This window comes from Stenotrophomonas sp. YJH_SMC_122 (genome assembly GCF_059369535.1).
In genome coordinates this window covers 84,723-110,287 of sequence record NZ_JCAFST010000007.1, presented here as the reverse complement: position 1 = coordinate 110,287, position 25,565 = coordinate 84,723, and the positions used below count along the sequence as shown (strand labels likewise).

Genomic DNA, 25,565 nt, shown 5'->3' with positions numbered 1-25,565 from the left:
TGGCCGTAGCAGGTTCAATGCGGTTCCCACGGATGGAGATTCTCCATGCCCCACGTTCTCCCTCTCACCGCCCTGCTGCTGGCCGCATTGGTCAGCGCGCCCGCCTCCGCCTCGATCACGGTGGCCCCGCAGAAGCCATCGGCCACCGCCGATGCAGTACACGCGGCGTACGCCACGCGCTGGGATGAAGCCATCCAGCAGGCACGCGGCGGCAACACGCTGGGTGCGCTGATCAGCATGGAGCGGCTGATGGAGGATCCGTTGCTGGACGACTTCGATGCCGAGCGTCGCGGCCGCGCCTCGCAGGTCGCCGGCTGGACCGCGCTGATGCAGAAGAAGCCCGACCAGGCCCGCCGCTACCTGCAACGGGCGCAGGAGGCCCTGCCGGAGGATGCACAGATCCTGCTCACCCAGGTGTCGGTGGAACTGTCGGACAACCAGCCGGCCGCAGCCACCACTTTCCTGGTGAAGGCACTGCAGCACGCCGACGCACCGCTGCAGATCGATCACCACGCCATCAACTACCTGCAGTACCGCCTGCGTGACCAGCCGCAGAAGCGCATGGACCTGCTGCAGGCGCTGTTTGACAACGGCTGGAAGAGTGGCGGCCTGGAACCCACCGGGCTGTGGCTGGCGCTGGCCACGCTGCAGGCCGACAACGGCCGTGGCGACAGCATTCCGGCCACGCTGGCGCGCATCGACAGCCCGGCCGAGATCATCCGCCTGCGCAGCGACAAGCGCTTCGATCGCTATGTCGATCGCGGTGACGCGCGTTTCGATCCGGTGCAGGCGGCACAGCGCCACCTCGATGAACTGCGTGTTTCCGGCCTGCTCGACCGCGCACTGGACGCGCGCATGGCCGAGTTCAGCACCACCTTGCTGATGCTGGACCGCAACGAGGAAGTGCTGTCGTTGACCGAGGGCATGGCCGGTGCCGCAAGCAACGGCGAATCGCCTGCCGCCGCGGAAGCGGAATGGGTGGCCTGGCTGCTCAACAGCCGGCTCACCGCACTGCGCCGGCTGGGCCGCACCGATGAGGCACTGGCCACGGCGAAACAGGCCGCCCGCATCGGCGCGCTCGGCCCGGATGGTGTCGAGCACCAGATGAATGTCGGCTTCGTGTTCAGTTCGCTGGGGCGCATGCAGGACGCTGCGCAGGCAGTGAATGACATGCCGGGCCTCGCCGGGTACGGCAAGGCCGCACAGGCGCTGCTGCAGTTCGCCGCCGCCGGCGAGCGCGGTGATGCCAAGGCGCGCGATGCAGCACGCGCGGTGATCCTGGCCCAGCGCGACGATGCCCGCCTGTTCCATCGCGAAATGCTGCTGGAGGAAGGCGACCTGGACGGTGCCGCCGCCGTGCTGATCGAACAGCTGCGCTCGCCGGTTGAACGCGGTGAAACCCTGGCCAGCCTGCAGGACATGCGCACCTATCCGTCATTGCCGGGCGATGTGCGCATCGATGCCGCGTGGCGTGCACTCAAGCAGCGTGCCGACGTGCAGGCCGAGGTGGCACGCGTCGGCCGCATCGAGCGCTACGACCTGGTCAGCAGCTCTACCTCGCGCTGAGCGGCTCGGCTCTACAACGCCACGTGCAGGCAGCACCGTCCGCTAGCGGGCTGGCACTTCAGTGCGGATGCCCATCGCTTCGCGGTAGCGCGCGTACAGCGCCATCACCTTGTCCACATAGGCCAGGGTTTCGGCGTAGGGCGGCACGCCCTTGTAGCGGGTGACCGCACCGATGCCCGCGTTGTACGCAGCCGCCGCCAACGGACGATCGCCGTTGTAACGGCGCAGCAGCGCGCGCATGTAGCGCGCGCCGCCCTCGATCGACTGCTGCGGCGAGAACGGATCGCGCACGCCATACTCCTGTGCGGTCTCCGGCATCAACTGCATCACGCCCTGTGCGCCCTTGGTCGAGACCGCCAGCGGATTGAAATTGCTTTCGGCATGGGCGATCGCGCGCAGCCAGGCATCGTCGACGCCGGTGGCTTTGGCCGCGGCCTTGAACTGCCTGGCGTGCTGCGCGAGCTGCGGCTTGCCGACCTTGCCCAGGCCCTCGTGCGCCGGCTCGCCCGGCGGCGTGGCCACGGTGAACTTCAGGAATACCCGCGAGCCGGGCAGGTTGCGGGTGGAATAGACCAGCACGCCGTCCTGCTCGCGCTCGTACAGCACACCACTGAACACGCCCATGTTGCCCCACAGGTTCGGGGCCTGGATGGCATTGTCGTCGATCTCCTTCGGCGTGCACCGCGATCCCGGCTCTGGTGCGGTGGCCAGGCTGACGGTGTTGCCCTGCACGCAGCGATAGACCGTGCGCGCGGCAGCCATCCCGGGCCACAGGATGGGCAGCAGCACCAGTGCAAGCAGGAGAGGTCGATGGGACATGGCGGCCGGATGATCCGGCCGCGCCCGCGAATGTTGGGTGAATGGGGGCCGGCAGGGCTGCGTCCTGCACCCGTGGTAGTGCCGGCCGCTGGCCGGCCACCTCAACGGCAACAGCCGTTTTCACGCGAGGAGGCGGGGTGGGTCCCGCGACCTGCCGGGGTCAGGTCCCGTTGCTGAGCAACGGGACCTGACCCCACTTCGGATCACTTCGCGGCCCTCCGGCGCACCCAGTACCCCGCGCCCAGCAGCACGAACCACACCGGGCTGGCGATCAGCGCCTGGCGGGTGTCGCCCTGCAGGCTCAGCAGCACCAGCACGGCGGCGAAGAACATCAGGCAGGCCCAGCACATGGCGACGCCCCCAGGCATCTTGAAGATCGATGCAGCGTGGCGCTCCGGGTAGCGACGGCGATAGGCCATGTAGGCCACCAGGATCAGCGACCAGACGAAGATGAACAGCACCGTCGCCAGCGTCGTCACCAGGGTGAAGGCGGTTACCAGGTTGGGAATCAGGTAGATCAGCAGCGTGCCGCCCAGCAGGCACAGGCACGAGAACAGCAGGCCACGGGCCGGCACCGCAGCGCGCGACAGTTTCGACAGCCCGCGCGGAGCGTGGCCCTCTTCGGCCAGGCCGTACAGCATGCGGCTGGTGGAGAAGATGCCACTGTTGGCCGAGGACGTGGCCGAGGTCAGCACCACGAAATTGATCAGGCTGGCCGCGGCGGGAATGCCGGCCAGCACGAACAGCTGCACGAACGGGCTCTTGTCCGGCACCACCTGGCGCCACGGGGTGACGGCCATGATCGCGATCAGCGCCAGCACGTAGAAGATGATGATGCGCACCGGAATCGAGTTGATCGCCTTGGGCAGGTTGCGCTCGGGGTCGGCGGTTTCGGCGGCGGTGGTGCCGACCAGCTCGATGCCGACGAAGGCGAACACCGCAATCTGGAATCCAGCGAAGAAACCGACCAGGCCCATCGGGAACATGCCGCCGTCATTCCACAGGTTCGACAACGACGCGGTGTGGCCGCTCGGCGAGGTGAAGCCCCACGCCACCAGACCGGCGCCGGTGATGATCAGCGCACAGATCGCCACGATCTTGATCAGCGCGAACCAGAATTCCATTTCACCGAACAGCTTCACCGTCACCAGGTTCAACGCCAGCAGCAGCATCACGCAGGCCAGCGCCGGTTTCCAGGCTTCAAGCCCCGGGAACCAGAACTGCGCATAGGCGGCGATCGCGATCACGTCGGCAATGGCGGTGACGATCCAGCAGAACCAGTAGGTCCATCCACAGAAGAACCCGGCCCACGGGCCGAGCAGGTCGGTGGAGAAATCGATGAAGGACTTGTACTGCAGGTTGGACAGCAGCAGCTCGCCCATCGCGCGCATCACGAAGAACAGCATCGCGCCGATGATCAGGTAGACGAAGACGATGGACGGGCCGGCCAGGCTGATGGTCTTGCCCGAGCCCATGAACAGGCCGGTGCCGATGGCACCGCCGATGGCGATCAGTTGCAGGTGGCGGTTGGACAGGCTGCGGCGCAGGTGCTCGGGGGGGCGTGGCGGGCTCGGTCATGGGCGCGGGAAGGGGCGGGCGAAGCGTTCGACGGTAGTCCTCCGCGGCGCCGAGCGCCAGCGCCAGACGGCCCCATTGCGTCAAAGCAGGCCGCTTTCACCACAATGTGACCGAATACCGTATTGATCCCATTCCGCCCGGCCCGGCGCCATGCTCAGATAGCCGCACCTGCCCAAGGACCGGCCCGACCATGCGCCCTGCCCCGCCCGCCCTGCTGGAGCCCCGGCCATGAGCCGCCTGCGCGTCATCATCGGCGGTACCGCACTGGCCCTGCTGGCCGCTGCGGTGCCGATCGCGGTCATGGCCTACGCCACCTGGGACCGCGCGGTCAGCGTCGAACAGCAGCGCCTGCGCGACATCGCCGATCGCACCCTGCGCCGCTCCGACCTGTCCTACCAGGAGGCGCTGGCGGCGCTGAAATCCGCCGAAGCCGGTGCCTACGTGTCCTGCAGCCCCGAGCACATCCGGCGCATGCAGACCCTGGTGATGACCACCCCATCGATTGACCAGATGGGCTACTTCGAAGGAGGCAAGCTGCGCTGCACCTCCTGGGGGCCGTTCCTGTCGGATGTGGATCAGCCCAGGCCGGACCACGTCACCAGCGACGGCGCCGGCATCGCGGTGGACGTGCGCCCGGAAATCAGCGGGCGACGCCAGGTGCTGGCGATCCTGTATGGGTCCTACGACGCACTGGTGGACCCACGCCGCTTCGTCGATGTCATCGCCGACCCGAATGTGCGGCTGGCACTGGCCAGCCCCGATGGACGCCTGCTGGCCAAACAGCCCGGCCTGGATCCGGACCTGCTGCAGGCGCTGCTGCGCGACCCGGGCGAAGGCCTGGACCAGACCACGCTGTTCGCTACCGCGCGCAACGAGGAATGGCTGGCCGTCGCCACTACACCGCGCACCGCGCTCGCTGCGGCCTTCCGCCAACAGGCCTGGCTGTACGTGCCGGTGGGCCTGCTGCTGGCCGCCGCCGGCGCCGGGCTGGTGATCTGGCTGTCGCGGCGCCGCCTTTCCCTGCGCGGCGAACTGGCCACCGCCATCCGCCGCCGCGAGCTGTACCTGCATTACCAGCCGATCATCGAACTGGACACCGGCATCTGCGTCGGCGCCGAGGCGCTGGTGCGCTGGCAGCGCCCGGATGGCACCCAGGTGCGCCCTGACCTGTTCATTCCGCTGGCCGAAGAGGCCGGCATGATCGCCGACGTCACCGACCTGGTGATCGAGAACGTGGTGCGCGACATGCGCGAGCTGCTGGTCGCCGACCGCAGCGCGCACATCGCGATCAACCTCGCCGCCGAAGACATCAGCAGCGGTCGCGCCCTGAAGATGATCTCCCGGCACATGGCCGGCAGCGGCATCCTGCCGCAGCAGATCTGGATGGAGGCCACCGAACGTGGCTTCCTCGATCTGGACCGTGCGCGCACCATGCTCGCCGCCGCCCGCCGCGCCGGCCACAGCGTGGCCATCGATGATTTCGGCGTCGGCTTCTCCAGCCTGCAATACCTGCAGCAGCTGCCACTGGATGCGCTGAAGATCGACAAATCATTCATCGATGCGATCGGCACCGAAAGCGCCACCAGCCCGGTCACGCCGCACATCATCGACATGGCCAAGGAGCTGGGCCTGTGGGTGGTGGCCGAGGGCGTGGAAACCGAAGCGCAGCTGGCCTACCTGCACAGCCGGCATGTGGAATTCGGGCAGGGCTGGCTGTTCTCGCGGCCGCTGCCGCGCGATGAGTTCGTCGCCTTCCATCAGAAGCGGCAGCAGCAGTACGGCGCTGCACGCGAACACATGCAGAACCCGCGCAGCGTGCCGATCGAGCGTGAGGGAGTGGAGTAGGACGGCGAACGGCGGAGCCCCTCGTGGCGGATCGCGCCCGGTGGATCCATCAGGTGAGGCCGCGTGGGTAGGTCGCGCAGGGGGCGCTGCAAGTACCCGTCCAGGGCCCGGCCCAGCCGCTGGCGGCTGTGCGTTCGGACGCTTGCGAAGCAGTGCTTCGCAAGCAAAGCGCCCTCACCCATGTAGGCTCGGTCGCCGCCTGCTCGTGTGCGCTGTCCTGCGCACACGGCAAGACCGGGGTTGGGCGTCCTGCGCAACCCACCCACCCGGCCACGGACACATTGCGGCGGCGTCCCGCCACGGAATCAACGGAAGAAAGCGAAAGCAAAGGCAAACGCGGGTCGCTGCGCTCGGTAGATCCACGCCATGCGGGATGGCGTGGACCACGGTAGTGCCGGCCGCTGGCCGGCACCTCCGTAACGTTTGGCCTGCGCCTACGCCCAGGCCTTCGGCCGTGCCAGCAGCCACGCGGCGGTCACCGCCAGCAGCAGCAACGGCAGCCATCCCAGCTGGCGTGGGCCGCTGGCCTGCAGCAGCACGCCGCCTGCCACGCCGCCGGCCGCAATGGCCAGGTTCCAGCCGGTCACCAGCATCGATTGCGCCAGGTCCGCAGCGGCCCCGGCGCGCCGTGCCAAGGCGGTCTGGAACAGGGTCGGCACGGCGCCGAACGCCACGCCCCACAGGATCGTCGCCAGCAGCAGTGCGCTCGCCACGCCAGGCCACACCAGCAAGGCCAGCACCGGCACGATGAAGCCGATCACCGCCGCCCACACCAGCGCATGCAGGTGGCGATCCACGCCCCAGCCGGCAATCGCGATGCCGGCAATGGCCGCCATGCCGAATGCAAGCAGCAGCCGGTCCAGCCAAGCACCGGCACCCGCGTCGACCGCCAGCGGCTCGATATAGGTGTACAGCACGTTGTGCGCCAGCACGTACAGCGCCATCACCAGCAGCGCACTGCGTACACCGGGCAGGCGCCACACGGTCGCCAGCGAAGTGCGTTGCCCGGCCCCAGCGGCCGGCAGCGCAGGCAACGCCCAGCGCGCGTAGGCCAGCAGCAGCAGACCCAGCACGCTCATCAGCGCGAACGCCCAGCGCCAGCCGATCTGCTGCCCCAGCAGCGTCCCTGCCGGCACCCCCAGCGACAGCGCCAGAGGCGAACCGACCATTGCCACTGCGATGGCCCGTCCCTGCAGCGACGGCACCACCATGCGCGCGGCATAACCGGCCACCAGCGACCACAGCAGTCCACCGCTCACACCGGCCAGGAAGCGCGCAGCCAGGATCAGCGCGTAGCTGCTGCTCAACGCCGTCAGCGTATTGACCACCACGAAGCCGGCGATGGCCGCCAGCAGCAGCGGACGCCGTGGCAGGCGCTGGGTCAGCGCGGTCATCGGCAGTGCGGCCATCACCGAACCCAGCGCATACACGCTCACCAGCTGGCCGACCGCCGCATCACTCACGCCCAGGCTTTCGCCCATCGGCCGCAGCACACCCGCCGGCAGGGTCTCGGTCAACAGGGTGATGAAGCCGCCACCGGCCAAGGCAAGCAGGCCCGCCCACGGCAGGCGCGTGGCCTCGCCGGCCGGACTGGCGGCATCGATGGCATGGCCGCTCATCGCGTTGCCCCCAGGTCGGCATAAATCGCATCGCGCAGTTCATCGACAAAGGCGCCATCCATGCCTTCGTACAGGGTGTTGGTCAGCGCCACCACGCTCAGCCCGCGCGCCGGATCGACGAACCAGCTGTGCCCGTACGCGCCGCCCCAGCGCCAGCTGCCCACGCCCTGCGGGGTACCGCTGGCGGCGGCATCACGCAGCACCGCAAAGCCCAGCCCGAAGCCCCAGCCGGCCGGTTCCGGCGGCCCCTGTTCGCCCACCTGCCCGGTGGCCATCTCCTCCGCCAGCGCGGGTGGCAACAGACCAGAGCGCTGTACGTCGCGCAAGGCCTCGAGCACCGCCATCACCTCGTCGGCGGTGCCGACCAGGCCCGCACCGGCCGAGGCGAAGCGGCTGGCATCGGTGGCGCGCGCAAGGCTGTACTCGATGCCGACCGTGCCCTCGAACGGCGCGACCATCTCGCCTTCCTGCAGGCGATGCGGCTGCGGCGTGTCGCTCACATAGGGCGTTGCCAGGCGCTCGGCAGCGCGGGTGGCGAACGCCGTATCGCGCAGGCCCAACGGGGCAGCCAGCAGACGCTCGAACAGCGCCTGCAGTGGTTCACCGGTCGCGGCTTCGGCCACCGCACCGGCCACGTCCACGCCCAGCGAGTACAGCCACTGGCTGCCCGGCTCGAACAGCAGTGGCGCCTGCGCGATCCGGCGTACGTTCTCGGCCAGGGACACCGGGCTGGCGTCCATGCCATCGCTGACGCCGGCCCGGGCGTACGGTCCGTGCGCATCGGCTTCCAGGAAGCGGTAGCCCAGCCCGCTGCTGTGGCTGAGCAGCCGGCGCAGGCTGATCGGCGGCCTGCGGCCATCGGCCAGTGCCGGCCGGAAGTCCGGCAGCCAGCGCTGCACCGGCGCATCGAGGTCGAGCACGCCCTCGGCCACCAGGCGCAGGATCACCGTGGCCAGCAACGGCTTGCTGACCGATGCCAGCCGGAACAGCTGATCGCGCTGCATCGGCCTGGCCGACTCGCGATCGGCCAGCCCGGTCGCGCTGGCATGGCGCAGCACGCCGTGCTCGCGCACCAGCACCACCGCACCGACCAGGCGCAGCGGGTGGACCTGCTGCAGCAGCCGCTGCACCGAAGGCAGCGTCGGTGCAGGTTCAAGGGAAAGAGCGGCATTCATCGCGGTGATCCGTGGGGAGAGGCCCGCCACGTTAGGCAGCACGGCGCGGCGCAAAAAGCCGGTTGCCGCTCCGGGCATCATGGACCGTGCAGTCCGCAATCGGCATCATGCCCGGAGCTGTAACGCCGCAAGGGCTGCGCGAGGCCCCGCACCACAGTGTTGCGATGGCCGCGCCGCGTGCCGCGATCACCCGCCCCTACCCTGCCGTTTTCATTGCCGGTACGCCCATGTCAGTCCTGGACAACCTCGCCAACCTGCAGACCTTCGTGCACGCCGCCGACACCCGCAGCTTCGTCGAGACCGGTCGCCTGCAGGGCATCTCGGCATCGGCCGCCGGCAAATGCGTTGCGCGGCTGGAGCACGCACTGGGCGTGCGCCTGTTCCACCGCAGCACGCGCAGCATCACGCTCACCGCCGAGGGCCAGCTGTTCCTGGCACGCTGCCGGCGCATCCTCGACGAGCGCGATGCCGCGCGCACCGAACTGGCGCAACCGCACGCTGCACCGAGCGGCACGCTGCGCATCGGCCTACCGTTGGTGGGCGACCTCACCCTGCCGTTGATGGCCGAGTTCATGGCCGCGTATCCGGACATCCGCCTCGACCTGGATTTCAGCGACCGGCTGGTCGATGTCATCGAGGAAGGCTTCGATGCGGTGCTGCGCGTTGGCGAACCCAGCGACTCGCGGATGAACGCACGCCGGCTGGGCGTGTTCCCGCGGCGTGTCGTCGCCTCGCCGGGCTACCTGCAGCGTCGCGGCGTTCCGCGCACGCCGGCGGGACTGATGCAGCACACGCTGCTGCACTATCGCTTCCCCACCACCGGCAAGCTGGAGCCGTGGCCGATCCACTGGCCCGATGACGAAGCACCGCAGGAACTTCCGGTGCACATGGTGGCCAACACCATCGAGGCGCGGGTGGCGCTGGCACTGCGTGATGTCGGCCTGGCCTTCGTGCCGGTGCACTCGGTACGCGAAGCGCTGGCCGACGGCCGCCTGGTCACCGTGCTGGAGGATCATGTGCACTCCTGCGGCACCTTCCACCTGCTGTGGCCGTCGGGCCGACACGTACTGCCGAAGCTGCGGGTGTTCATCGACTTCGTCGGCGCCCGCCTGGACACCGTGCCGTAGATCCACGCCACGCATGGATGCTTCTTGTGGAGTCGAGCCATGCTCGACTCACCGGCACCCCAAGCGAAGATCAGCCGAGCGTGGCTCCGCGCTACAGCTGCACGCAGCCATTCAGCCAACCCCGCTATACTGCCCGCTCATTCCTCCCAGAGGCTCGCGACCAATGCGCCATTGATGCCGCCGTCTTCCCAGCAGACGGCCTGACTCTTCCCGCCCCTGCGCGCAGGGGAGAACCCGGCATCCATGGAGGTCGCATGACCACACATTCCCTCACGCTCGATCGCGTGTCGTATCGGCTGGCCGACGGCCGCCCGCTGTTTTCCGATCTGTCGTTTTCCTTCGATCCGGTCGCCACCGGCCTGGTGGGTGCCAATGGCACCGGCAAGAGCGTGCTCGCACGCCTGCTGGCCGGCCGGGTGCGGCCAGAGAACGGGCAGGTGCGCAGCAGCGGCCGCGTATTCCTGTTGCCGACGCCTGGCTATCCACCCGCCGGCACGGTCGCTGAACTGGCCGGCGTCGGCGCGGAACTGGCCGCGCTGCAACGCATCGAAGCCGGCAGCGTGGATGAGGCCGACTTCGCCTGCGTCGGCGACCATTGGGATCTGCGCGAGCGCCTGCAGCAGCAATGGCAGGCGCTCCGCCTGCCCGACGATCTCGATCCCGCCCAACCCGCCGCGCGTCTCAGTGGCGGCCAGGCCATGCAGGTGGCGCTGTCCGGCGCCTGGGCCAGCGGCGCCGATTGGCTGATCCTGGACGAACCCAGCAACCACCTCGATGCCCGCCATCGCCAGCGGCTATACGAACGGTTGCGGCAGTGGCGCGGCGGCCTGCTGGTGATCAGCCATGATCGCGAGCTGCTGGCGCAGATGCAGCAGATCGTCGAGCTCGATGCGCGCGGACTGCGTCGCTATGGCGGGCCGTGGCAGCACTACGCCGACGCGCGGGCCGCCGAACGCGCAGCGGCCGCCGCACAGCTCGACCACGCACGGGCCCAGCACCGGCAGCAACAGCGCAGCGCGCGCGAGCAGCACGAACGCCAGCAGCAGCGCCAGGCACGTGGCAATCGCGATGCGAAGCAGGCCAACCAGGCACCGATCCTGCTTGGCCGGCAGAAACAGCGTGCAGAGGCCAGCCACGGGCGCGCGCAACAGGTCCAGGCCGATCGTCTGCAGGCCAGCAGCGACCAACTGCGCGCAGCGGCTTCGGCAGTTCACGCCGCGCCAGAGCTGGCGCTGTTCGCCGGTGACGGTGAACGCGGCAGCGCACGTCTGCTGCAGGCGGAGTCGCTGGTGCTGCCGCATGGTTGCAGTGCACCGTTGCAACTGGAGGTCCGCCGCGGCCAGCGCATCGCCGTGGTCGGTGACAACGGCAGTGGCAAGTCCACGCTCCTGCGCGTGCTGGCCGGCCAGCTGCCTGCACGCAGTGGCATCGTGCAGCGTCATGCACCACTGGCGCTGCTCGACCAGCAGCTGCTGGGGCTCTCCGGCGAACGCAGCATTCTCGACACCGTGCAGGCTGCCAACCCGGCGGCCGATACCGGTGAACTGCGCACACGGCTGGCCCTGCTCGGGCTGGACGCGCAGCGCATCCAGCGTGCAGCCCATCGCCTCAGCGATGGCGAACGGGTAAAAGGCGCGCTGGCCAGCGTGCTGTATGCCGATCCCGCACCGCAGCTGTTGCTGCTGGACGAGCCTGGCAATGCACTGGATCTTGATGCCCTGCAGGCGCTGGAAGAACTGCTGGCGGCATGGCCGGGCGCGCTGCTGATGGTCAGCCACGACCGGCACCTGCTGCAGGCGTTGCGGCCGACCCACGTGCTGCAGGTGGGCACCGGGGGTTGGCAGTGGCGTGACGCCTTGTAGATCCACGCCATGCGTGGGTCCACTGCAGCAGCCGAGCATGGGCTCGGCTCTACAGGATTGGCCGCGACGGATCACATTGTAGAGTCGAGCCATGCTCGACTCCGCCATGCATCCATCCACGCATGGCGTATCGACCAGGGGTAGTGCCGCCCGCTGGCCGGCAACCCATGGATCCTCAGTGCACCGTCACCGCTTCCACACCGGGAACGCCTGCGGCAGCTGTTGCCACAGCAGCGGCCCCGCACGCAGTTCCTGATCGTTGAGCAGGCACGCGTCCAGCTCCGCACGCACCGCACGCTCATCCATGTGCACGCCGATCACCACCAGCTCCTGGCGGCGGTCGCCCCACAACGGGTGCCACACGCGCTGCATCGCCGAATGCGCGGCTGCATCCGGGAAGTCTTCCGGTCCCGGCAACGGTGCGCTCCAGCAGTCGGCCTGCTGCCGCGCCCAGCCCAGATCGCTGTACGGCAGCGGCGTGGGCGGCAGCAACGGCGGCGTGTCCTCCAGCCCGGCACGCACGCGATCGCGTGCGGCGTACCAGAACCCCGCCGCCTGCGTCCGCGTCGCGGCGCCCACGGTGTTCAGCTCGCCCACCCAGTCCATGCGGTTGGCCAGCCAGAACCAGCCCTTGCTGCGGATCACGCCGGGCATGCCCGACTGCAGCGCACGGGCGAAGCGCGCGGGATGGAACGGTCGCCGCGAGCGGTAGACGAAACTGGCGATGCCATATTCTTCGGTCTCCGGCGTATGCTCGCCACGCAGTTCCTTTACCCAGCCCGGCGCACGTTGCGCACGCTCGTAGTCGAAGCGGCCGGTGTCCAGCAGCTCGGCCAGTGGCACGTCACCGAAGCGTGACAGCAGCAGCTTCGCGTCGCGGTTCAGGCCACGCAGCACGGCCAGCGTGTCCTGCAGCACTTCGTCATCTGTCTGGTCGACCTTGCTGACCACGATCACGTCGGCGAACTCGACCTGCTCGCACAGCAGGTCGACTACGCCGCGATCGTCATCCGGCCCGGCCTGCTGGCCGCGCTCGGCAAGGCGCAACGTCGAGCCGAAGTCGGCGAGGAAAGCGCTGCCATCCACCACCGTCACCATCGTGTCCAGGCGCGCGATGTCACTCAGGCTGAAGCCCTGCTCGTCGCGTACCGCGAAGGTGGCCGCCACCGGCATCGGCTCACCGATGCCCGTCGACTCGATCAGCAGATAGTCATAGCGCCCCGCATCGGCCAGGCGCCGCACTTCCTGCAGCAGGTCATCGCGCAGCGTGCAGCAGATGCAGCCATTGCTGAACTCCACCAGCGTCTCTTCGGTGCGGTGCAGTTCGGCGCCGCCCTCGCGTAGCAGCTGCGCATCGATGTTGACCTCGCTCATGTCGTTGACGATGACCGCCACGCGCAGGCCCTCGCGATTGCGCAGGATCTGGTTGAGCAGGGTGGTCTTGCCGGCTCCGAGGAAGCCGGACAGCACGGTGACCGGAAGGCGACGGTCGGCGCGGGAAACAGTGTTCATGTCGGAGCGGGTTGGCTGCGGAACGGAAATGTTACTGTATAACAATTGCTGCGCAAGGAACCTCCCCCGATGAAGTCGCCTTCTGCCGCCCTGCTTGATGCCGGCGCGGTCGCCCTGTCCAGCCTGTGCCTGCTGCACTGCCTGGCGCTGCCCCTGCTGGCCGCCGCGCTGCCGCTGTTCGGCACGTGGGCCGAAGCGGAATGGGTGCATCTGCTGTTCGTGGCCATCGCCCTGCCGCTGACCGGGTATGCACTATGGCGGGCCGAGCGCCGCCATCCGTTGCCGGTGCTGGCCTGGGCCACCGCCGGCGCCGGGCTCGGCCTGCTGCTGGCCGGCGCGCTGGCGTTGCCCTCGCACGACTGGGAAACACCGATGACCGTCACCGGCAGCCTGTTGCTGGCCGCCACGCACATCTGGAACGCGCGGCACCGGCACGGGTAATGCCGGTCGCTGGCCGGCAACTTCACGAACGGGGAAGGCAACCTGCGGTTGCCGGCCAGCGGCCGGCACTACCCGGTCATTTGCCGTAGCGGCGCAGCAGTTCGACCAGCACTTCGGCCTCGGCCGCCCGCTGCTGCGGGTCTTCGGCGCCGACCACATGTTCCTGCAGATGCTCGTGCAGCAGCTCCATCAGCAGGCTGTGGGCGGCGCCGCGCACCGCAGCAACCTGCACCAGCACGTCCGCACAGTCGCCGGCCTCACCCTCCGGCCTGTCCAGCGCCTGCTCCAACGCCGCCACCTGGCCGCCGATCCGGCGCACCCGGGTCAGCAGCTGCTTTCGATTCCTGTGTACATGGGCCATGGGCGCATCGTATACCCTATGAGGGTATCCTTCCACCCTCTGGTCTTCCCATGCACCTGGACGCCCTCGCCGCCGCCCGTCGCCACGAACACCGCTTCGACGACGGCAACCCGCTGGCCGAACGCAATACCCGCCGCGCCCTGTGGCTCACCGTCAGCATGATGCTGGTGGAAATTGTCGGCGGCTGGTGGTTCAACTCCATGGCCGTGCTCGCCGACGGCTGGCACATGAGTTCGCACGCACTCGCGTTGGGCCTGGCAGTGTTCGCCTACCGCTGCGCGCGCCGCTACGCGCACGACCCGCGCTTCGCTTTCGGCACCTGGAAGATCGAGATCCTGGCCGGCTATACCAGCGCCATCGCCCTGCTTGGCGTCGCCGCGCTGATGGCGGTGCAATCGCTGGAGCGGCTGTGGGTACCAGCGCCGATCCACTACAACGAAGCCATCGCCATCGCCGCGGTCGGGCTGGGCGTGAACCTGCTGTGTGCCTGGTGGCTGCACGACAGCCCGGGCCACGCGCATCATCACCATGGCCATGACCACGGGCATGGCCACGACCACCACGACCACGGGCATGCGCACGGTCACGACCTCAACCTGCGCTCGGCCTACGTCCACGTGCTGGCCGACGCCGCCACCTCGGTGCTGGCCATCGTCGCCCTGCTCGGCGGCAAGCTGCTTGGCCTGACCTGGCTGGACCCGGTGATGGGCCTGGTCGGCGCCGTGCTGGTCACGGTGTGGGCGATCGGCCTGCTGCGCGACAGCGGCCGCATCCTGCTCGACGCGCAGATGGACGCGCCAGTGGTGGCCGAAGTACGCGAGGTGATCGAACAGGGCCCGTGGCCGGCACGCCTGGCCGACCTGCACGTCTGGCAGGTGGGTCGCGGCAAGTACGCGGTCAGCGCCAGCGTGGTCACCAGCGACGCCACGCTGGATGCCGATACCGTGCGCAGCGCGCTGGCGATCCATGAAGAGCTGGTGCACGTAACGGTGGAGATCCACCGCAGCGCGTGAGACATCCGGTAGTGCCGGCCGCTGGCCGGCAACCCCATGAACACCGCACGCGATCTGCAGTTGCCGGCCAGCGGCCGGCACTACCGCTAGAGCTTCAGCATCATCCGCAACAGGTACATCAGCAGCGGCAGCGCACTCAGCACTGCACCGCCGATGCCGATCCACGGCCAGCGCTCACCGCGCACGCGCGAGGCCACGGCCAGGCCGCCCCCCACCAGCGCCGCACCCAGCACGCCCACGCCCAGCCCTGCGGCCATGCCATTGCCACCCGCGGCGACCGCCGCCTGTGCCGCCACGGTGCCTGCCCCCCACCCCACTGCAATACCCAGCCAACTGGCCACGCCACACCACGGTGCCTTGCCCTGCGCCATCCGAAAACCCCTGTGTCCTTGCCGAATTTCTGTACGGGCCACGCCCGCGTGCTGCCTACACTAGCCGCACCTGCCCTGTAGGGACATCCCATGCGCGCGCTCCGCCTGCTGCTGCCCGGTGCCCTCCTGCTGCTCACTGCCTGCGGCGACGATGCACGGCTTCCCTTCTCCGCCGACCCATTACAGGGCTGCTTCGCCACAGGCGCGCGCAAGCCCGCCGACTTCCGCATCGACAAGGAAGGCGGCCAGTACTTCGTTTCCTTCAGCCGTGGCGCGCAGTGGCAGCGCGAACCCAATGCCCTGCACAAGGCCACCCGCAGCGAGATCGGCCGTTACTTCCGCGACGGCGCCGAGCAGATCGACAGTGCCCTGATCCGCATGTCCGGCGGCTTCGGCATCTTCCACTTCAACAAGGGCGCGACGCTGAAGGGCAAGGCCGGCGACAGCGACTACATGGCGCTGATGCTGATCGGGGCTGGGCCGGTGTATGCGGTGAAGTGCGATTAGGCAATGGATCAACATTCAAACTAGTGAGAAAAGTTTGAAATGTGGTCAAGCACAGCGCAGGTCACAATCTGAAACATGAATATGTTTGAGCCTGATGTCTCCGCAACCGTAGAACGGAGACTCGCAGATGAGCAATCGCACGCTGATCCTGTGTCTGGCAATCGCCACGGCCTCGCCTGCATTCGCAGAAACACCATTGAGTGTCGACAAAACGGAGCTCGGCACCAAGGGGGAGATCATCATTGTTCGCCGTACAACTTGGCCGGACTTCGACGGCGGGCAGATTCCAGTTGATCAGCATCTCAAGCCGGATGGATTTGGACGCCTGATCTATCGATACAGCGACCAGCCGGAGGCGACCAAGCTCTATCATCAAGCCTTCTGCGCTTCCATGGATATGGAACCATCTCAAGGCGAAGGGACGATTGAAGGGCCTGCAGCAGGCTGGGCATGCACTCGTGAAAACACACCTGGTAATCCAACCTCAAAATTGAATTCGAAGAGTATTGACTGGGTTACGGCAACTGCGCCGAATGGACGTGTGCCTGTGGGTGTTTCCTATTACTCAACAGGCCAGATGAACGCAGAGAGCTCCGTCGCCGGAGCCCGAACAGCTAAGATTGGTGTTGACAACGGCAGATGCTACCTTAGCGATACACGTCATTACTCATCCCCCTTCTATCTCAGCGAGGGAATTGGCGTCGTCTGCACCGTAATGGAGTCACGGTTCGTGAGCACCTCCCTGGACGTGTGCATACCAAAGCAATGCGCATCCAATCGCGGAACTCAGTTCGCCCAGTAGGCAACTGATCTTAGGCGGCCTTCAGCCTTTCACTGAAGGCCGTGCCGCGGCATCCCGTCATACTGATTGATTGCACACGCCTCACAGACCGTTGTTCTCAACGACCATGGTCAGAAACCACTCTTTCAACCCATCATGGGGGCTGCGGTAACATGCCCTCCCCCGAACCGCCCCGGTACCCGCCGTGCCCCATTACACCGGCCCCCTGCTGACCCGCGACAGCGCCGACACCCTGCGCCGTGCCCATGACAAGGGCGCCGCCGACTGGCAGGGCTCGCTCGACCTCGGGCGCAGCCAGGACAGCGTGGCGCTGGACGCGGACGGCTTCCACTTCCGGGGCCAGCCCTACCCCTGGCCGGGCAAGCTGAAGGACCGCACGCTGTACTACTGGGATGGCGAGGACTTCGCGCCGATCTCGCGCTACAGCGGCTCGCTGATCAAGCTGGTGCCCACCGAATGGGGCGCACCGACCTTCGAGATCGACGGCATCAAGATGCTGCCCACCTCGAAGCTGTCGCCGTTCGAGGATGCGCGCCGCAAGGTCGAGCTGGTCGCGCCGGCCGGCAAGGTCATCCTCGATACCTGCGGTGGCCTCGGCTACTTCGCCGCCTGTGCGCTGGAAGCCGGTGTCAGCCAGATCCGTTCGTTCGAGAAGAACGCCGATGTGATGTGGCTGCGCACGCTCAACCCGTGGTCGCCGGATCCAGACTCGGCTGCCGCCGGCGGCCGCCTGCAGTTCAGCCACGGCGACGTCTCGCAGCAGATCGAACAGGTGGCCAGCAACAGCGTCGACGCGATCCTGCACGACCCGCCGCGCTTCGGCATCGCCGGCGAGCTGTACTCGCAGGTGTTCTACGACCACCTCGCCCGCGTGATCCGCAAGGGCGGCCGCCTGTTCCACTACACCGGCGCGCCGAACAAGCTGACCAGCGGCCGCGACGTGCCGCGTGAAGTGGCCAAGCGCCTGGAAAAGGCCGGTTTCAAGGCCGAACTGGCGCTGGACGGCGTGCTGGCCGTCAAGCGCTGAGCCTTACTCCGAATCGACCTTGGCCAGCTTCATCACCCACGCCGGCACCTCGGGTTCGCCGGCGTAGAAGTCCTTCGGCTTGTTCTCCGCCATCGCCCAGCGGTGCAGCCAGCTCGGGCCATAGCGGCCGTTGTAGCCCTCGGCACCCCGCGCGTAGGCCGGGTCACGCATCGCCTCGTCCAGCGAAATGAAGCGATAGCCGCGGCGCTTCGTGGCCGCGACCAGTTCGGCGAAGGTGGCCGCGTTGAGCTCATTGGCGTGCATCAGCCACACCTGCGGCAGCGCGTACCCCAGCAGCGCCTGCGACTGCTTCTCGTAGTAATCCAGCTTGTTCAGCATGTACGGCACGTAGCCCTTGCGCAGCTGCGCCAACGTCGCCGCGCGCGCGGGCGAGTCCGCCTGCTCGTTCATCACGTTGGCATAGGCGAACGCCCACACCCACTCGCCGTTGTCCACCGTCACCGGCGCCACGCGGTAGCCATGCTGCTTGAAGAACGCATCCATCTGCGCGCGCTCATCCGCGGTGCGCCCGGCGCGCAGGTAGGGGTGGCGCATCCACTGCGGCGCCTGCCCCTGCTCAGCCAGCAGCGGCCGCAGCACCGTCTCGCCGCGCAGGAAATCCTGCTGGAACGCCGCCACGCCCTTCGCATTCAGATCCATGTGCGAGTAGGTGTGGTTGCCCAGCACATAGCCCGCATCGCGCCAGTCGCGCAGCATCTGCACCCGCGCCGGCTGCACCTGTCCATCCACCTCAAGCTTGTTCTCGTTGACGAAGCCGACCACCGGCACGCCTGCCTGGTGCAGCTGGGCCATCAACGCCTCATGCCGCGCCTGCAGGTCCGGCGGCGCAATCTGGTCAAGTCGTGCCCATGGCAGGTCATCGATGGTCACCGCGATACGGCGGTCCACCTCGGCGGCATGTACCGCCAGCGAACACAGCAACAACGGCAACGCACGCAGCAACAAGCGCATCGGGTCTTCCCTGGAGTGGCGAGGCATCGACTGTAGCGCGATTGCCGCGCGCCGCCGAGCGTGCTCAGCCCGCCCGGGCCCGCGCGATCGCACGCCACAGGGCAACGCCGCCGGCCATTGCGGCCAACAACAGCACCGTCAACACCAGCGCCAGATCATCCGGATTGCGCAGCAGTGGCGCGTTCACCCGCGTCAGGATGTGGAACACCACGCGCTGCGCCTGCTCCAGCGGTACATCACCCTCCGACACCAGCTCCACCAGGCACGCCGTGGGTGACAGCAGCGCCACATTGCTCCACGCATTCTCGTACAGGTGCAGCACCCATCCGGCCAAAGCCAGTGCGCCACCGTGCAGCACCATAAGCGCCACGTTCGCAGTGCGCAGCCGATCGCGCAGCCACAGGGCACGGCTTGCGCATACCGCCATGGCCCCCAGCAACGCCAGCACCACGCCTACCCATGGAATCCAGCCCAGGGGCTGCCAGTCATCCAGTGCGCCCGCACGCGCCATCACTTGTTCGGCAACCTGCAATCGCGCTTGGGCGTCCGGGCCCCCACAGGCCGCCGTCACCGGCTCCAGCAACAGCTCCACGCGGTAATGGAAGAAGCCGGCAGCCAGTACCACAGACAGCAGCGCGACCCACTGGAGCATCAACAGGATCGGCCCCTGCCCACAGATGCGGCGGATTCGGGAAGTGGCGGCGCTCATCGGTTCATCCATGACAGCAAAGAGCCATCCTAACCAAGCGCTTCGCACGTGTCGGCTGGCGGATGCGACACGCACCACGCAGCGCCGTTACGATGACGAGGTTGATTGAATCCGTGTGTGCCAAGCAGGATGTTCCCGATGGTGATGCTGTACCTGATCGTACGAACGCTGCTGCCACTGCTGGCGTTCGTGCTCGCATGGTGGCTGCTGGCGCGCCTGATCAATGCGCGCGTCGCCCGGATGCCACGCGTCCCGTTGAACCTGCCGGAGCACAGCAGCAGCCCCCGCAAGAACGATCGACGCATCTACGCGCGCAAGCTGCGGCGGAAGCCGGGCCTGCGTATGGCAACCCGCGCCGCCACCGCACCCCGCAGCTGGCACGTCGCCGCGGCCATCCTCTTGCTGATGGCGCTGATCGCCACCGTGCTGGCCATCCCCGATGGCGCACGCTTCCAGGTGATGGTGGGCAATCTCATCGGTTATCCGGGAATCGTCATCGAGGCGCAGGTTCCCGTGGCCGCACAGCCCGTCGTGCTGCAGGCATGGCAACCCGCGCTCGCACAGCTGGGGCGGCCCACGGCGATGCGCTACCCGATCGGTCGCACCGGTGGTGAGCATGAAGCCCATGCGGTCGTACCCGTGCAGGTACGGCTGCAGGGTGATCGCCTGCAGGTGGCCGTCGCGCGACCGGTAGACGCTGAAATGCTGCGTGTAGAACTGGCACGGCTGGCCGGGTTGCCAATCGAGGCCATTGACGTACAGCAACGCGACGTTGCGCCGTGGAGGGAGTCGGGCTGGCAGCCACTGCCCGGCCCTTAGAGCAGAGCCCATGCTCCGCTGCCCTTTACCCCTTCCCCGGACGGCACGCGCTGCGCGCGCCAGCCGAGCATCGGCTCGGCTCTACATCAAGCCCACACCCAGCCTTTGAATCACGACCCTCGCGGCAGCTTCGCCGCCCACATGTTGTCGACCAGGTTGGGATAGCGCCGCCCGTTCTCCTCGGCACGTTGCCGTGCCGCCGCCTTCTGCGCATCCGACAGCGGTTGCGACGTCTGGCCCTTGGGGTTGGGCTTCTTCCACGGGGGGGTTCTGGTCTGGCGCATGGCCGCAGCTTAGCGCTTCAGGAAGTTCAGCAGGGCCAGATTGAAGCGGTCGGCGTGGCTGGTGTTGCAGCCATGTGGCGCGCCTTCCAGGATCACCACTTCGCTGCCCTTGATGGCCTTGTGGGTACGCTGGCCGGAGCCCTCGAACGGCACGATGGCGTCACTGTCGCCGTGCAGGATCAAGGTCGGCACCGTGATCTTTTTCAAGTCATCCCGGAAATCGGTCGTGGCGAACGCCTTCATGCAGCCCAGTGCCGCCGTCTGGTCGGATTGATGGCACAGCGCGATGGCCGCCTGGCGCGTTTCTTCGGTCACCATCAGCTGGCCATTGGCGCTGAAGAAGTCGCGGGTGAAGCCGTCGAAGAACGCCTCGCGGTCCTTCTCCAATCCGCTGCGCATTTCATCGGCCTTGGCCTGGGGCAGCGGCCCCTCCGGGTTGTCGTCACTGCGCAGCAGGAACGGCGGCACCGCCGCAGCGAACACCACACTGTGCAGGCGATCCTGGCCGTGGTTGGCCACGTAGCGCGCTACCTCGCCACCGCCCATCGAGAAACCGACCAGGGTGACATCGCGCAGGTCACGTTCCTCGATCAACCCCGCCAGGTCCGCCGCCAGGGTGTCGTAGTCATAGCCGTCGGCCGGTTTGTCGGAGCGGCCGAAACCGCGCCGGTCGTAGCTGATCACGCGGTGCTGTGCATCGCGCAGGATCGCCACCTGGGTCTTCCAGGCGTCGGCAGACAGCGGCCAGCCGTGGATCAGGATGACCGGGCGGCCGTCGCCACCAGTGTCTTCAACGTGCAGGCGGATGCGGGAAGCAGGCATGGGCGCTCCTGTGGAAGGGGAGGATTTCAGGCTAGTGGCCGTCACCTGTGGCGGCTGTGAGGGAATCCCGGCCGCTCATGACATCCCCTGCACAGGCAACGGCCTCAAGGCTGGAACAGGGCCGCCAATATGGGCATTCATTCCGTGGCGAGGCCGTTTCGTCGGAAGCCGGCTGCAGCGGCCCAAACGCCATGCCAGCCTGCGTGAACCCTCCCTGGAGCCTCACCATGCTGCTGCTCACCCTGCCCTTGCTGGCCGCCGGCCTCGTTGCCGCGCCAGCGCCCGCCGACACCCTGCGCGCGCAGGTCCGCCAGGCCGACACCCAGCTGTTCGCCGCCGCCTTCGAGGCCTGCGATGCCGACAAGGCCGCCGCGATGACCACCGAAGACATGGAATTCTTCCATGACAAGGATGGCAAATCGGCCAGCAACCGCGAGGACTTCCGCCGCAGCGTGGCCAGCCTGTGCAGCAGCGCGCGCAAGGGTGGCTGGCAGCTGCGCCGCGAGCTCGTGGAATCTTCGCTGCAGGTGTTTCCGCTGCACGATGAGCGGGCGCTCGAAATCGGCGACCACCGCTTTTACGAGCGCGGCAAGGACGGCGTGGAACGCTGGACCGGCCAGGCCCGCTTCATCCAGGTCTGGCGCCGCGTGGGCGGGCACTGGCTGGCCGAACGGGTGATCAGCTATGACCATCGGCCGGCGGACTGACGTTTCCGGCGCCCTTCACCGGCCGGATCTATACTGGCAGAGTTAACCCCGACCCACCGCTACCGTTCGATCGCCATGGCAGAGATCACCCCCAACCACCCCGACTACGGCCTCAACCAGCAGATCCGTCAGGGCGTGGCCGCACTGGACGCCCAGCATGGCCGTGCGTTCGACCAGACCAGCGAACGCCTGACCGCCAGCCTGACCGTGCTCGCCCGCGAGCAGGGCCTGCAACAGGTCGACCACGTGCTGGTCAGCAACGCCACGGCCCAGCACCCGGCCGGACACAACATCTTCGTGGTGCAGGGCGACCCGGCCAATCCAGCGCACCTGCGCGCGATGATGCCGACCGCGGTGGCGGCGCAGACGCCGGTGGAGCAGTCGATGCAGAAGTTGGGGTTGGGTGTGCAGCAGCAGGTTGAGGCGCAGGCGCAGGAAATGCAGAATCCCGCGCCTCGGATGGGGTGATGCTTCTCTGAAGCTATCTTCACGATTTACGGCATTTTCCAGTAATGGACCTCAATAGAGATAGCGCCGCCCGGCTGACGTCTCGCCACAGAGTAAACACCGTTGGCGTGCATCAGCGTGCGATCGTCGGCGGGCAAGCCCGGATACTTGTCGGCTGCTTGATAATCGCCATAGTACGCAATCCAAAGCCCTACCCACTCAAGCTCTGGTTGAAAATCCCTCAACTGTTGACTTGAGACAAGAAGCCCGCCGAACAACCCAACTACGCCCAGAAGCCGTGCCAATGCGATGTTCTTCTTCCCTTCCAATCTATTCTTTACACGCCGGCCGACAGAAGGGATCAGCATCGCCAGAAGTGGCACTCCGAGCGCCACCAATCCCAACGTGATTTGCCAGACAACGGTCGCCAAGCCTACAAGCAACATTGCCAGCGTCAGCCAAACAAATATGTAAAGCGGAAGCGCTAGTGCTCCGGTAGCCATGACGAAATCCTGCCCCGGAAGACCGGTTGCGCTGGTCATGATGTTTCGCGCGATCATGGCCGCCCCAAGAATAACCCCCAAGTGCAGCATCAGCATTAGCCTGCGCACATAGCCATACCTCCATGCCCCCTGAAAAATTGGGATAAGCCAGGTCATCAACCCCAGCGCCATCAATGTATAGCCAAGGACAAGAGCAGCCTGGCAGCTGTACTGATTCCCGGTTCTTACCACCTCAAAAATCCACACCGCCAGCAGTGATACTCCGAGCAGGTAGAATTTTTTCTCCAAATCCAGCGCTCTGAGGCGATCAACAGTGCGCGCAAGAATTTCCATGTTTTCCGAACTCAGTAGGAGCGGCCAGCATTCTGCAGGTTCATCAATTTGTTGACCACTGTGGATCAAGTCCACAGTGGTCACTCGTTCGACTCCTTACAACTGGATGCGCGCCACGCTCTCGTCAGCGCCCTTGTCATCCTTCTCGCCGTTCTTGATGCTCACGAACAACACGTTGTTCTTCGCATCCAGCGCCAGGCTGTTCGGGTGGGTCGGCACCGTGTAGGTGGCCACCTTCTGGTAGCTGTCACTGTTGTATGCGGTCACCGTACCGGCTTCGCGGTTGGTCACGTACAGGCGCTTGCGCGGTGCATCCAGCAGGATGCCCAGCGGGCCGGCATCGGTCGGGATGCTGGCCAGTTCCTTGCCGGTGCTGCGGTCGAGCACCAGTACGCGCTGGCCCGGATGCTTGCTGACCAGGCCGCTGCTCTTGGCCTGGTAGCCACGCAGGAATTCCGAGCCCTGGTCGGTCACGAACAGGCGCTTGCCCGCCGGGTCCAGCGCGATGTTCATCGGCTGCTCGGCGGCGATCCTGTGCTGCGCCACCACCTTGTTCGAATCGGTACCCACCACCACCAGGTCGGCCAGCAGGTTGCTGGTGTAGACGCGCTTGTTGGCCGCATCCAGTGCCAGGCCCGGCGCCTTGGCATTGCCCAGGCCGTCGATGGTGTTGATCACCTTCAGCGTGTTCGTATCGATCACGAACAGCACGCTGCTCACGTCCGGCTGGCTGCTGTGGCCGGTCACGTACAGGCGGTTGGCCGCGCTGTCGACCACCAGCTCGCGCAGGTCATGGGTGTAGGCGGCCTTGCCGTCCTTGCCGGTCTTCTTCTCCATCAGCTGGATGGTGCCGACGGCCTTGTTCTGCGCGGTGTCGACCACGGTCACCGACAGGTCCACGGTGTTGCCCACGTACAGGCGGTTGTGGGCGTCATCCAGCACCACGCCGAAGGCTTTGCGCTCCAGCGGGATGCGGGTTTCCACCGCCAGCGTGGCCGGGTTCAGGCGCAGCACCTGGGCCGGGCCGGCGTCATCGCCGAAACCGCCAGAGGAGGCCACGAACACGGCGTTCTGCTTCGGGCTGTAGGCCAGCTCGTACAGGCCCTTGGCCACGGCCTGGCGCTGTACAGCGGCGGTGGCACTGGCGGCGGGCGCGTTGTCGGCGAACGCGGAGGGCACGCCGAGGCTGAGCGAAACGGCAACGGCCAGCGCGGCCGAGCGGAAGAGAGGAGTACGGAACATGCGAGCGTCCTTGAATGGGCACGGGAAGGTGTCCTGGCTCGCTGGGCCGTACTTCGACGGCCCGCCCCGCATCTGTCTGCGCGGGGTGGGCTGGCTGGGGTTGCGGGGGGAATGGTAGCAGGTGGGGGGCGTGGCGTGCGCCGGCGCGGGCATGGCCGACGCTCGACCTCGATGCTGCGCCCGCCGCTATGCCATCCGTGGACCGTGGCTCTGCTGAAGCTGCTGCTCCTCCTGCAGGCGCTGCGCGTCTCGCTGCGGCTCATTCTGCTGCAACTGCGCGACCCGATCGAACGAGGCCTCCACCGGTGCCTGCGCAGCCACCTCCGCCGGCATGCTGGCGCGCTGGTGTGCCGGGTCACTGCGGTCCCCCTGCACGATGAACAGCTTCGGTGCGGTATCACCGCGCTGCTCGCCCAGCACCACTTCGTCCACGCGCGAGAACTGCTGCTCCTTCGACAGCGCGAGCAGGCTGGCACTGACATTGCCGTTGCGCGCCCCGAAAGCGCCGAGGTCGGCCACCTGCTGGTGGATCTGGTTGAGGCGGGCATGATCGTCGTGCGCCGGGTCTGCGGGCGTGCCGCTTGCCGCGAGGGTGCTGTTGCCGCGCCACTGCTCGCCGTTCTCGGTGAACATCCACTCGCGGAAGGTCTGCTTCGGCATCGGGTTCCACTGCACCTTGTCCAGCTCGCTGCCCTTCACCTGCTGCGGAATGGCGTTGACCGCGCGGATGTTGTCCAGGACCCTGGTAGCGCCCTCGTAGTTGCTGATCTCCCCGGCCAGCCCGACCGGGCGCAGCCCAGCGTGGTTCAGGGCACCCCATGCGAAATCGGTGCACGCGTTGGAGAAGAAGTCGTACTCCATGTCGAAGCCGTGCTTCTTCGGGTTCGCCGAGAACTCGAGGATGCGGTCGTACTGCTCCTTGCTGATCTCGATCGTGCGCTCGAAGCGGGGCTTGTCGTAGACCCGCAGATCCGTGTCATCGACTTTGCCCAGCGAGGGATTCGCACGGTCGTTCCCCATCGTGAATCCCCTGCTCACGGGTACCGGGTCATTTGATCGCGCCAGCGAAAGAAACATGTGCCCGGCAAATGACGGATCCAAC

At 67.2% G+C, this 25,565-nt stretch carries 26 protein-coding genes; 12 read left to right on the top strand and 14 right to left on the bottom strand.

All coding sequences use genetic code 11. From position 1 onward, the window contains the following. Nucleotides 1-45: 45 nt before the first annotated feature. Nucleotides 46-1,566 (top strand): tetratricopeptide repeat protein, encoded by a 1,521-nt coding sequence (locus AC5P66_RS11460; RefSeq protein ID WP_111097392.1) that lies wholly within the window; start codon nt 46-48, stop codon nt 1,564-1,566. Between the two features lie 42 nt (nt 1,567-1,608). Here AC5P66_RS11460 and AC5P66_RS11455 read toward each other — a convergent pair whose 3' ends face one another. Both AC5P66_RS11455 and cycA read right to left on the bottom strand, forming a co-directional pair. Then, nucleotides 1,609-2,385, bottom strand: a complete 777-nt coding sequence (locus AC5P66_RS11455) for a lytic transglycosylase domain-containing protein (RefSeq protein WP_111097393.1) — start codon at nt 2,383-2,385, stop codon at nt 1,609-1,611. A gap of 203 nt (nt 2,386-2,588) precedes the next feature. Next, nucleotides 2,589-3,932 carry a D-serine/D-alanine/glycine transporter gene (gene cycA / locus AC5P66_RS11450; RefSeq protein WP_495216382.1) on the bottom strand — a complete coding sequence of 448 codons (1,344 nt, stop codon included), beginning with the start codon at nt 3,930-3,932 and terminating at the stop codon, nt 2,589-2,591. A 259-nt stretch (nt 3,933-4,191) separates the two neighbouring features. Here cycA and AC5P66_RS11445 point away from each other — a divergent pair, with 259 nt between their 5' ends. Next, on the top strand, nt 4,192-5,808 hold the full coding sequence (locus tag AC5P66_RS11445) for an EAL domain-containing protein (protein ID WP_049413610.1): 1,617 nt from the start codon (nt 4,192-4,194) through the stop codon (nt 5,806-5,808). 434 nt (nt 5,809-6,242) lie between these two features. Here AC5P66_RS11445 and AC5P66_RS11440 read toward each other — a convergent pair whose 3' ends face one another. Beyond that, entirely contained in the window at nt 6,243-7,427 is a 1,185-nt protein-coding gene (locus tag AC5P66_RS11440) for an MFS transporter (RefSeq protein WP_099495197.1), read from the bottom strand. Then, the gene (locus AC5P66_RS11435; protein ID WP_111097144.1) at nt 7,424-8,602 is read right to left on the bottom strand and encodes a serine hydrolase domain-containing protein; all 1,179 of its coding nucleotides are present in this window, start codon (nt 8,600-8,602) and stop codon (nt 7,424-7,426) included. The genes AC5P66_RS11440 and AC5P66_RS11435 overlap by 4 nt, the downstream gene beginning before the upstream one ends. A gap of 227 nt (nt 8,603-8,829) precedes the next feature. Between AC5P66_RS11435 and AC5P66_RS11430 the strand changes: the two genes are divergently transcribed. Together AC5P66_RS11430 and AC5P66_RS11425 are read left to right on the top strand one after the other, a co-directional pair. After that, the gene (locus AC5P66_RS11430) at nt 8,830-9,729 is read left to right on the top strand and encodes a LysR family transcriptional regulator (RefSeq protein WP_049417321.1); all 900 of its coding nucleotides are present in this window, start codon (nt 8,830-8,832) and stop codon (nt 9,727-9,729) included. Between the two features lie 254 nt (nt 9,730-9,983). Next, on the top strand, nt 9,984-11,591 hold the full coding sequence (locus tag AC5P66_RS11425) for an ATP-binding cassette domain-containing protein (protein ID WP_111097143.1): 1,608 nt from the start codon (nt 9,984-9,986) through the stop codon (nt 11,589-11,591). A gap of 186 nt (nt 11,592-11,777) precedes the next feature. Here AC5P66_RS11425 and AC5P66_RS11420 read toward each other — a convergent pair whose 3' ends face one another. Beyond that, nucleotides 11,778-13,103: a GTP-binding protein gene (locus tag AC5P66_RS11420; protein ID WP_111097142.1), complete on the bottom strand. Its 1,326-nt coding sequence runs from the start codon at nt 13,101-13,103 to the stop codon at nt 11,778-11,780. Between the two features lie 69 nt (nt 13,104-13,172). Between AC5P66_RS11420 and AC5P66_RS11415 the strand changes: the two genes are divergently transcribed. Continuing rightward, nucleotides 13,173-13,544: a MerC domain-containing protein gene (locus AC5P66_RS11415; protein ID WP_014645760.1), complete on the top strand. Its 372-nt coding sequence runs from the start codon at nt 13,173-13,175 to the stop codon at nt 13,542-13,544. 76 nt (nt 13,545-13,620) lie between these two features. On the opposite strand, the gene AC5P66_RS11410 is transcribed toward AC5P66_RS11415, so the two are convergent. Continuing rightward, complete coding sequence (locus AC5P66_RS11410) at nt 13,621-13,905, bottom strand: metal-sensing transcriptional repressor (RefSeq protein ID WP_049417302.1); 285 nt, start codon at nt 13,903-13,905, stop codon at nt 13,621-13,623. Between the two features lie 50 nt (nt 13,906-13,955). Here AC5P66_RS11410 and dmeF point away from each other — a divergent pair, with 50 nt between their 5' ends. Continuing rightward, the gene (dmeF, locus tag AC5P66_RS11405) at nt 13,956-14,918 is read left to right on the top strand and encodes a CDF family Co(II)/Ni(II) efflux transporter DmeF (protein ID WP_049417304.1); all 963 of its coding nucleotides are present in this window, start codon (nt 13,956-13,958) and stop codon (nt 14,916-14,918) included. 86 nt (nt 14,919-15,004) lie between these two features. On the opposite strand, the gene AC5P66_RS11400 is transcribed toward dmeF, so the two are convergent. Further along, a complete protein-coding gene (locus tag AC5P66_RS11400; RefSeq protein ID WP_005415073.1) occupies nt 15,005-15,289 on the bottom strand; it encodes a hypothetical protein in 285 nt (94 codons plus the stop codon). A 90-nt stretch (nt 15,290-15,379) separates the two neighbouring features. Between AC5P66_RS11400 and AC5P66_RS11395 the strand changes: the two genes are divergently transcribed. The 3 genes from AC5P66_RS11395 to AC5P66_RS11385 all read left to right on the top strand — a co-directional run bounded on the left by AC5P66_RS11395 (nt 15,380) and on the right by AC5P66_RS11385 (nt 17,625). After that, the gene (locus AC5P66_RS11395; protein ID WP_099495202.1) at nt 15,380-15,796 is read left to right on the top strand and encodes a hypothetical protein; all 417 of its coding nucleotides are present in this window, start codon (nt 15,380-15,382) and stop codon (nt 15,794-15,796) included. 127 nt (nt 15,797-15,923) lie between these two features. Next, nucleotides 15,924-16,598: a hypothetical protein gene (locus AC5P66_RS11390; protein WP_143566455.1), complete on the top strand. Its 675-nt coding sequence runs from the start codon at nt 15,924-15,926 to the stop codon at nt 16,596-16,598. A 184-nt stretch (nt 16,599-16,782) separates the two neighbouring features. After that, the gene (locus tag AC5P66_RS11385) at nt 16,783-17,625 is read left to right on the top strand and encodes a class I SAM-dependent methyltransferase (protein WP_099591125.1); all 843 of its coding nucleotides are present in this window, start codon (nt 16,783-16,785) and stop codon (nt 17,623-17,625) included. 3 nt (nt 17,626-17,628) lie between these two features. Here the strand turns inward: AC5P66_RS11385 and AC5P66_RS11380 are convergent, their stop codons facing one another. Then, the gene (locus tag AC5P66_RS11380) at nt 17,629-18,597 is read right to left on the bottom strand and encodes a polysaccharide deacetylase family protein (RefSeq protein ID WP_099495376.1); all 969 of its coding nucleotides are present in this window, start codon (nt 18,595-18,597) and stop codon (nt 17,629-17,631) included. A gap of 64 nt (nt 18,598-18,661) precedes the next feature. Next, a complete protein-coding gene (locus tag AC5P66_RS11375) occupies nt 18,662-19,306 on the bottom strand; it encodes a hypothetical protein (protein ID WP_099495375.1) in 645 nt (214 codons plus the stop codon). A gap of 138 nt (nt 19,307-19,444) precedes the next feature. On the opposite strand from AC5P66_RS11375, the gene AC5P66_RS11370 reads away from it, so the two are divergent. After that, on the top strand, nt 19,445-20,125 hold the full coding sequence (locus tag AC5P66_RS11370) for a hypothetical protein (protein WP_099495380.1): 681 nt from the start codon (nt 19,445-19,447) through the stop codon (nt 20,123-20,125). Nucleotides 20,126-20,235: 110 nt separating this feature from the next. Here AC5P66_RS11370 and AC5P66_RS11365 read toward each other — a convergent pair whose 3' ends face one another. Further along, nucleotides 20,236-20,409: a hypothetical protein gene (locus AC5P66_RS11365; protein ID WP_005415066.1), complete on the bottom strand. Its 174-nt coding sequence runs from the start codon at nt 20,407-20,409 to the stop codon at nt 20,236-20,238. Between the two features lie 9 nt (nt 20,410-20,418). After that, nucleotides 20,419-21,231: an alpha/beta fold hydrolase gene (locus AC5P66_RS11360; protein ID WP_099495374.1), complete on the bottom strand. Its 813-nt coding sequence runs from the start codon at nt 21,229-21,231 to the stop codon at nt 20,419-20,421. A 227-nt stretch (nt 21,232-21,458) separates the two neighbouring features. On the opposite strand from AC5P66_RS11360, the gene AC5P66_RS11355 reads away from it, so the two are divergent. Both AC5P66_RS11355 and AC5P66_RS11350 read left to right on the top strand, forming a co-directional pair. Then, on the top strand, nt 21,459-21,938 hold the full coding sequence (locus AC5P66_RS11355; RefSeq protein ID WP_111097141.1) for a nuclear transport factor 2 family protein: 480 nt from the start codon (nt 21,459-21,461) through the stop codon (nt 21,936-21,938). 75 nt (nt 21,939-22,013) lie between these two features. Then, complete coding sequence (locus AC5P66_RS11350; RefSeq protein WP_111097140.1) at nt 22,014-22,406, top strand: XVIPCD domain-containing protein; 393 nt, start codon at nt 22,014-22,016, stop codon at nt 22,404-22,406. 26 nt (nt 22,407-22,432) lie between these two features. On the opposite strand, the gene AC5P66_RS11345 is transcribed toward AC5P66_RS11350, so the two are convergent. From AC5P66_RS11345 to AC5P66_RS11335, 3 genes are all read right to left on the bottom strand, one after another. Then, nucleotides 22,433-23,305 carry a hypothetical protein gene (locus AC5P66_RS11345; protein WP_146256750.1) on the bottom strand — a complete coding sequence of 291 codons (873 nt, stop codon included), beginning with the start codon at nt 23,303-23,305 and terminating at the stop codon, nt 22,433-22,435. Between the two features lie 12 nt (nt 23,306-23,317). Beyond that, on the bottom strand, nt 23,318-24,463 hold the full coding sequence (locus tag AC5P66_RS11340; RefSeq protein ID WP_111097139.1) for a YncE family protein: 1,146 nt from the start codon (nt 24,461-24,463) through the stop codon (nt 23,318-23,320). A 186-nt stretch (nt 24,464-24,649) separates the two neighbouring features. Then, the gene (locus AC5P66_RS11335; protein WP_258390918.1) at nt 24,650-25,483 is read right to left on the bottom strand and encodes an XVIPCD domain-containing protein; all 834 of its coding nucleotides are present in this window, start codon (nt 25,481-25,483) and stop codon (nt 24,650-24,652) included. Between the last annotated feature and the right edge of the window lie 82 nt (nt 25,484-25,565).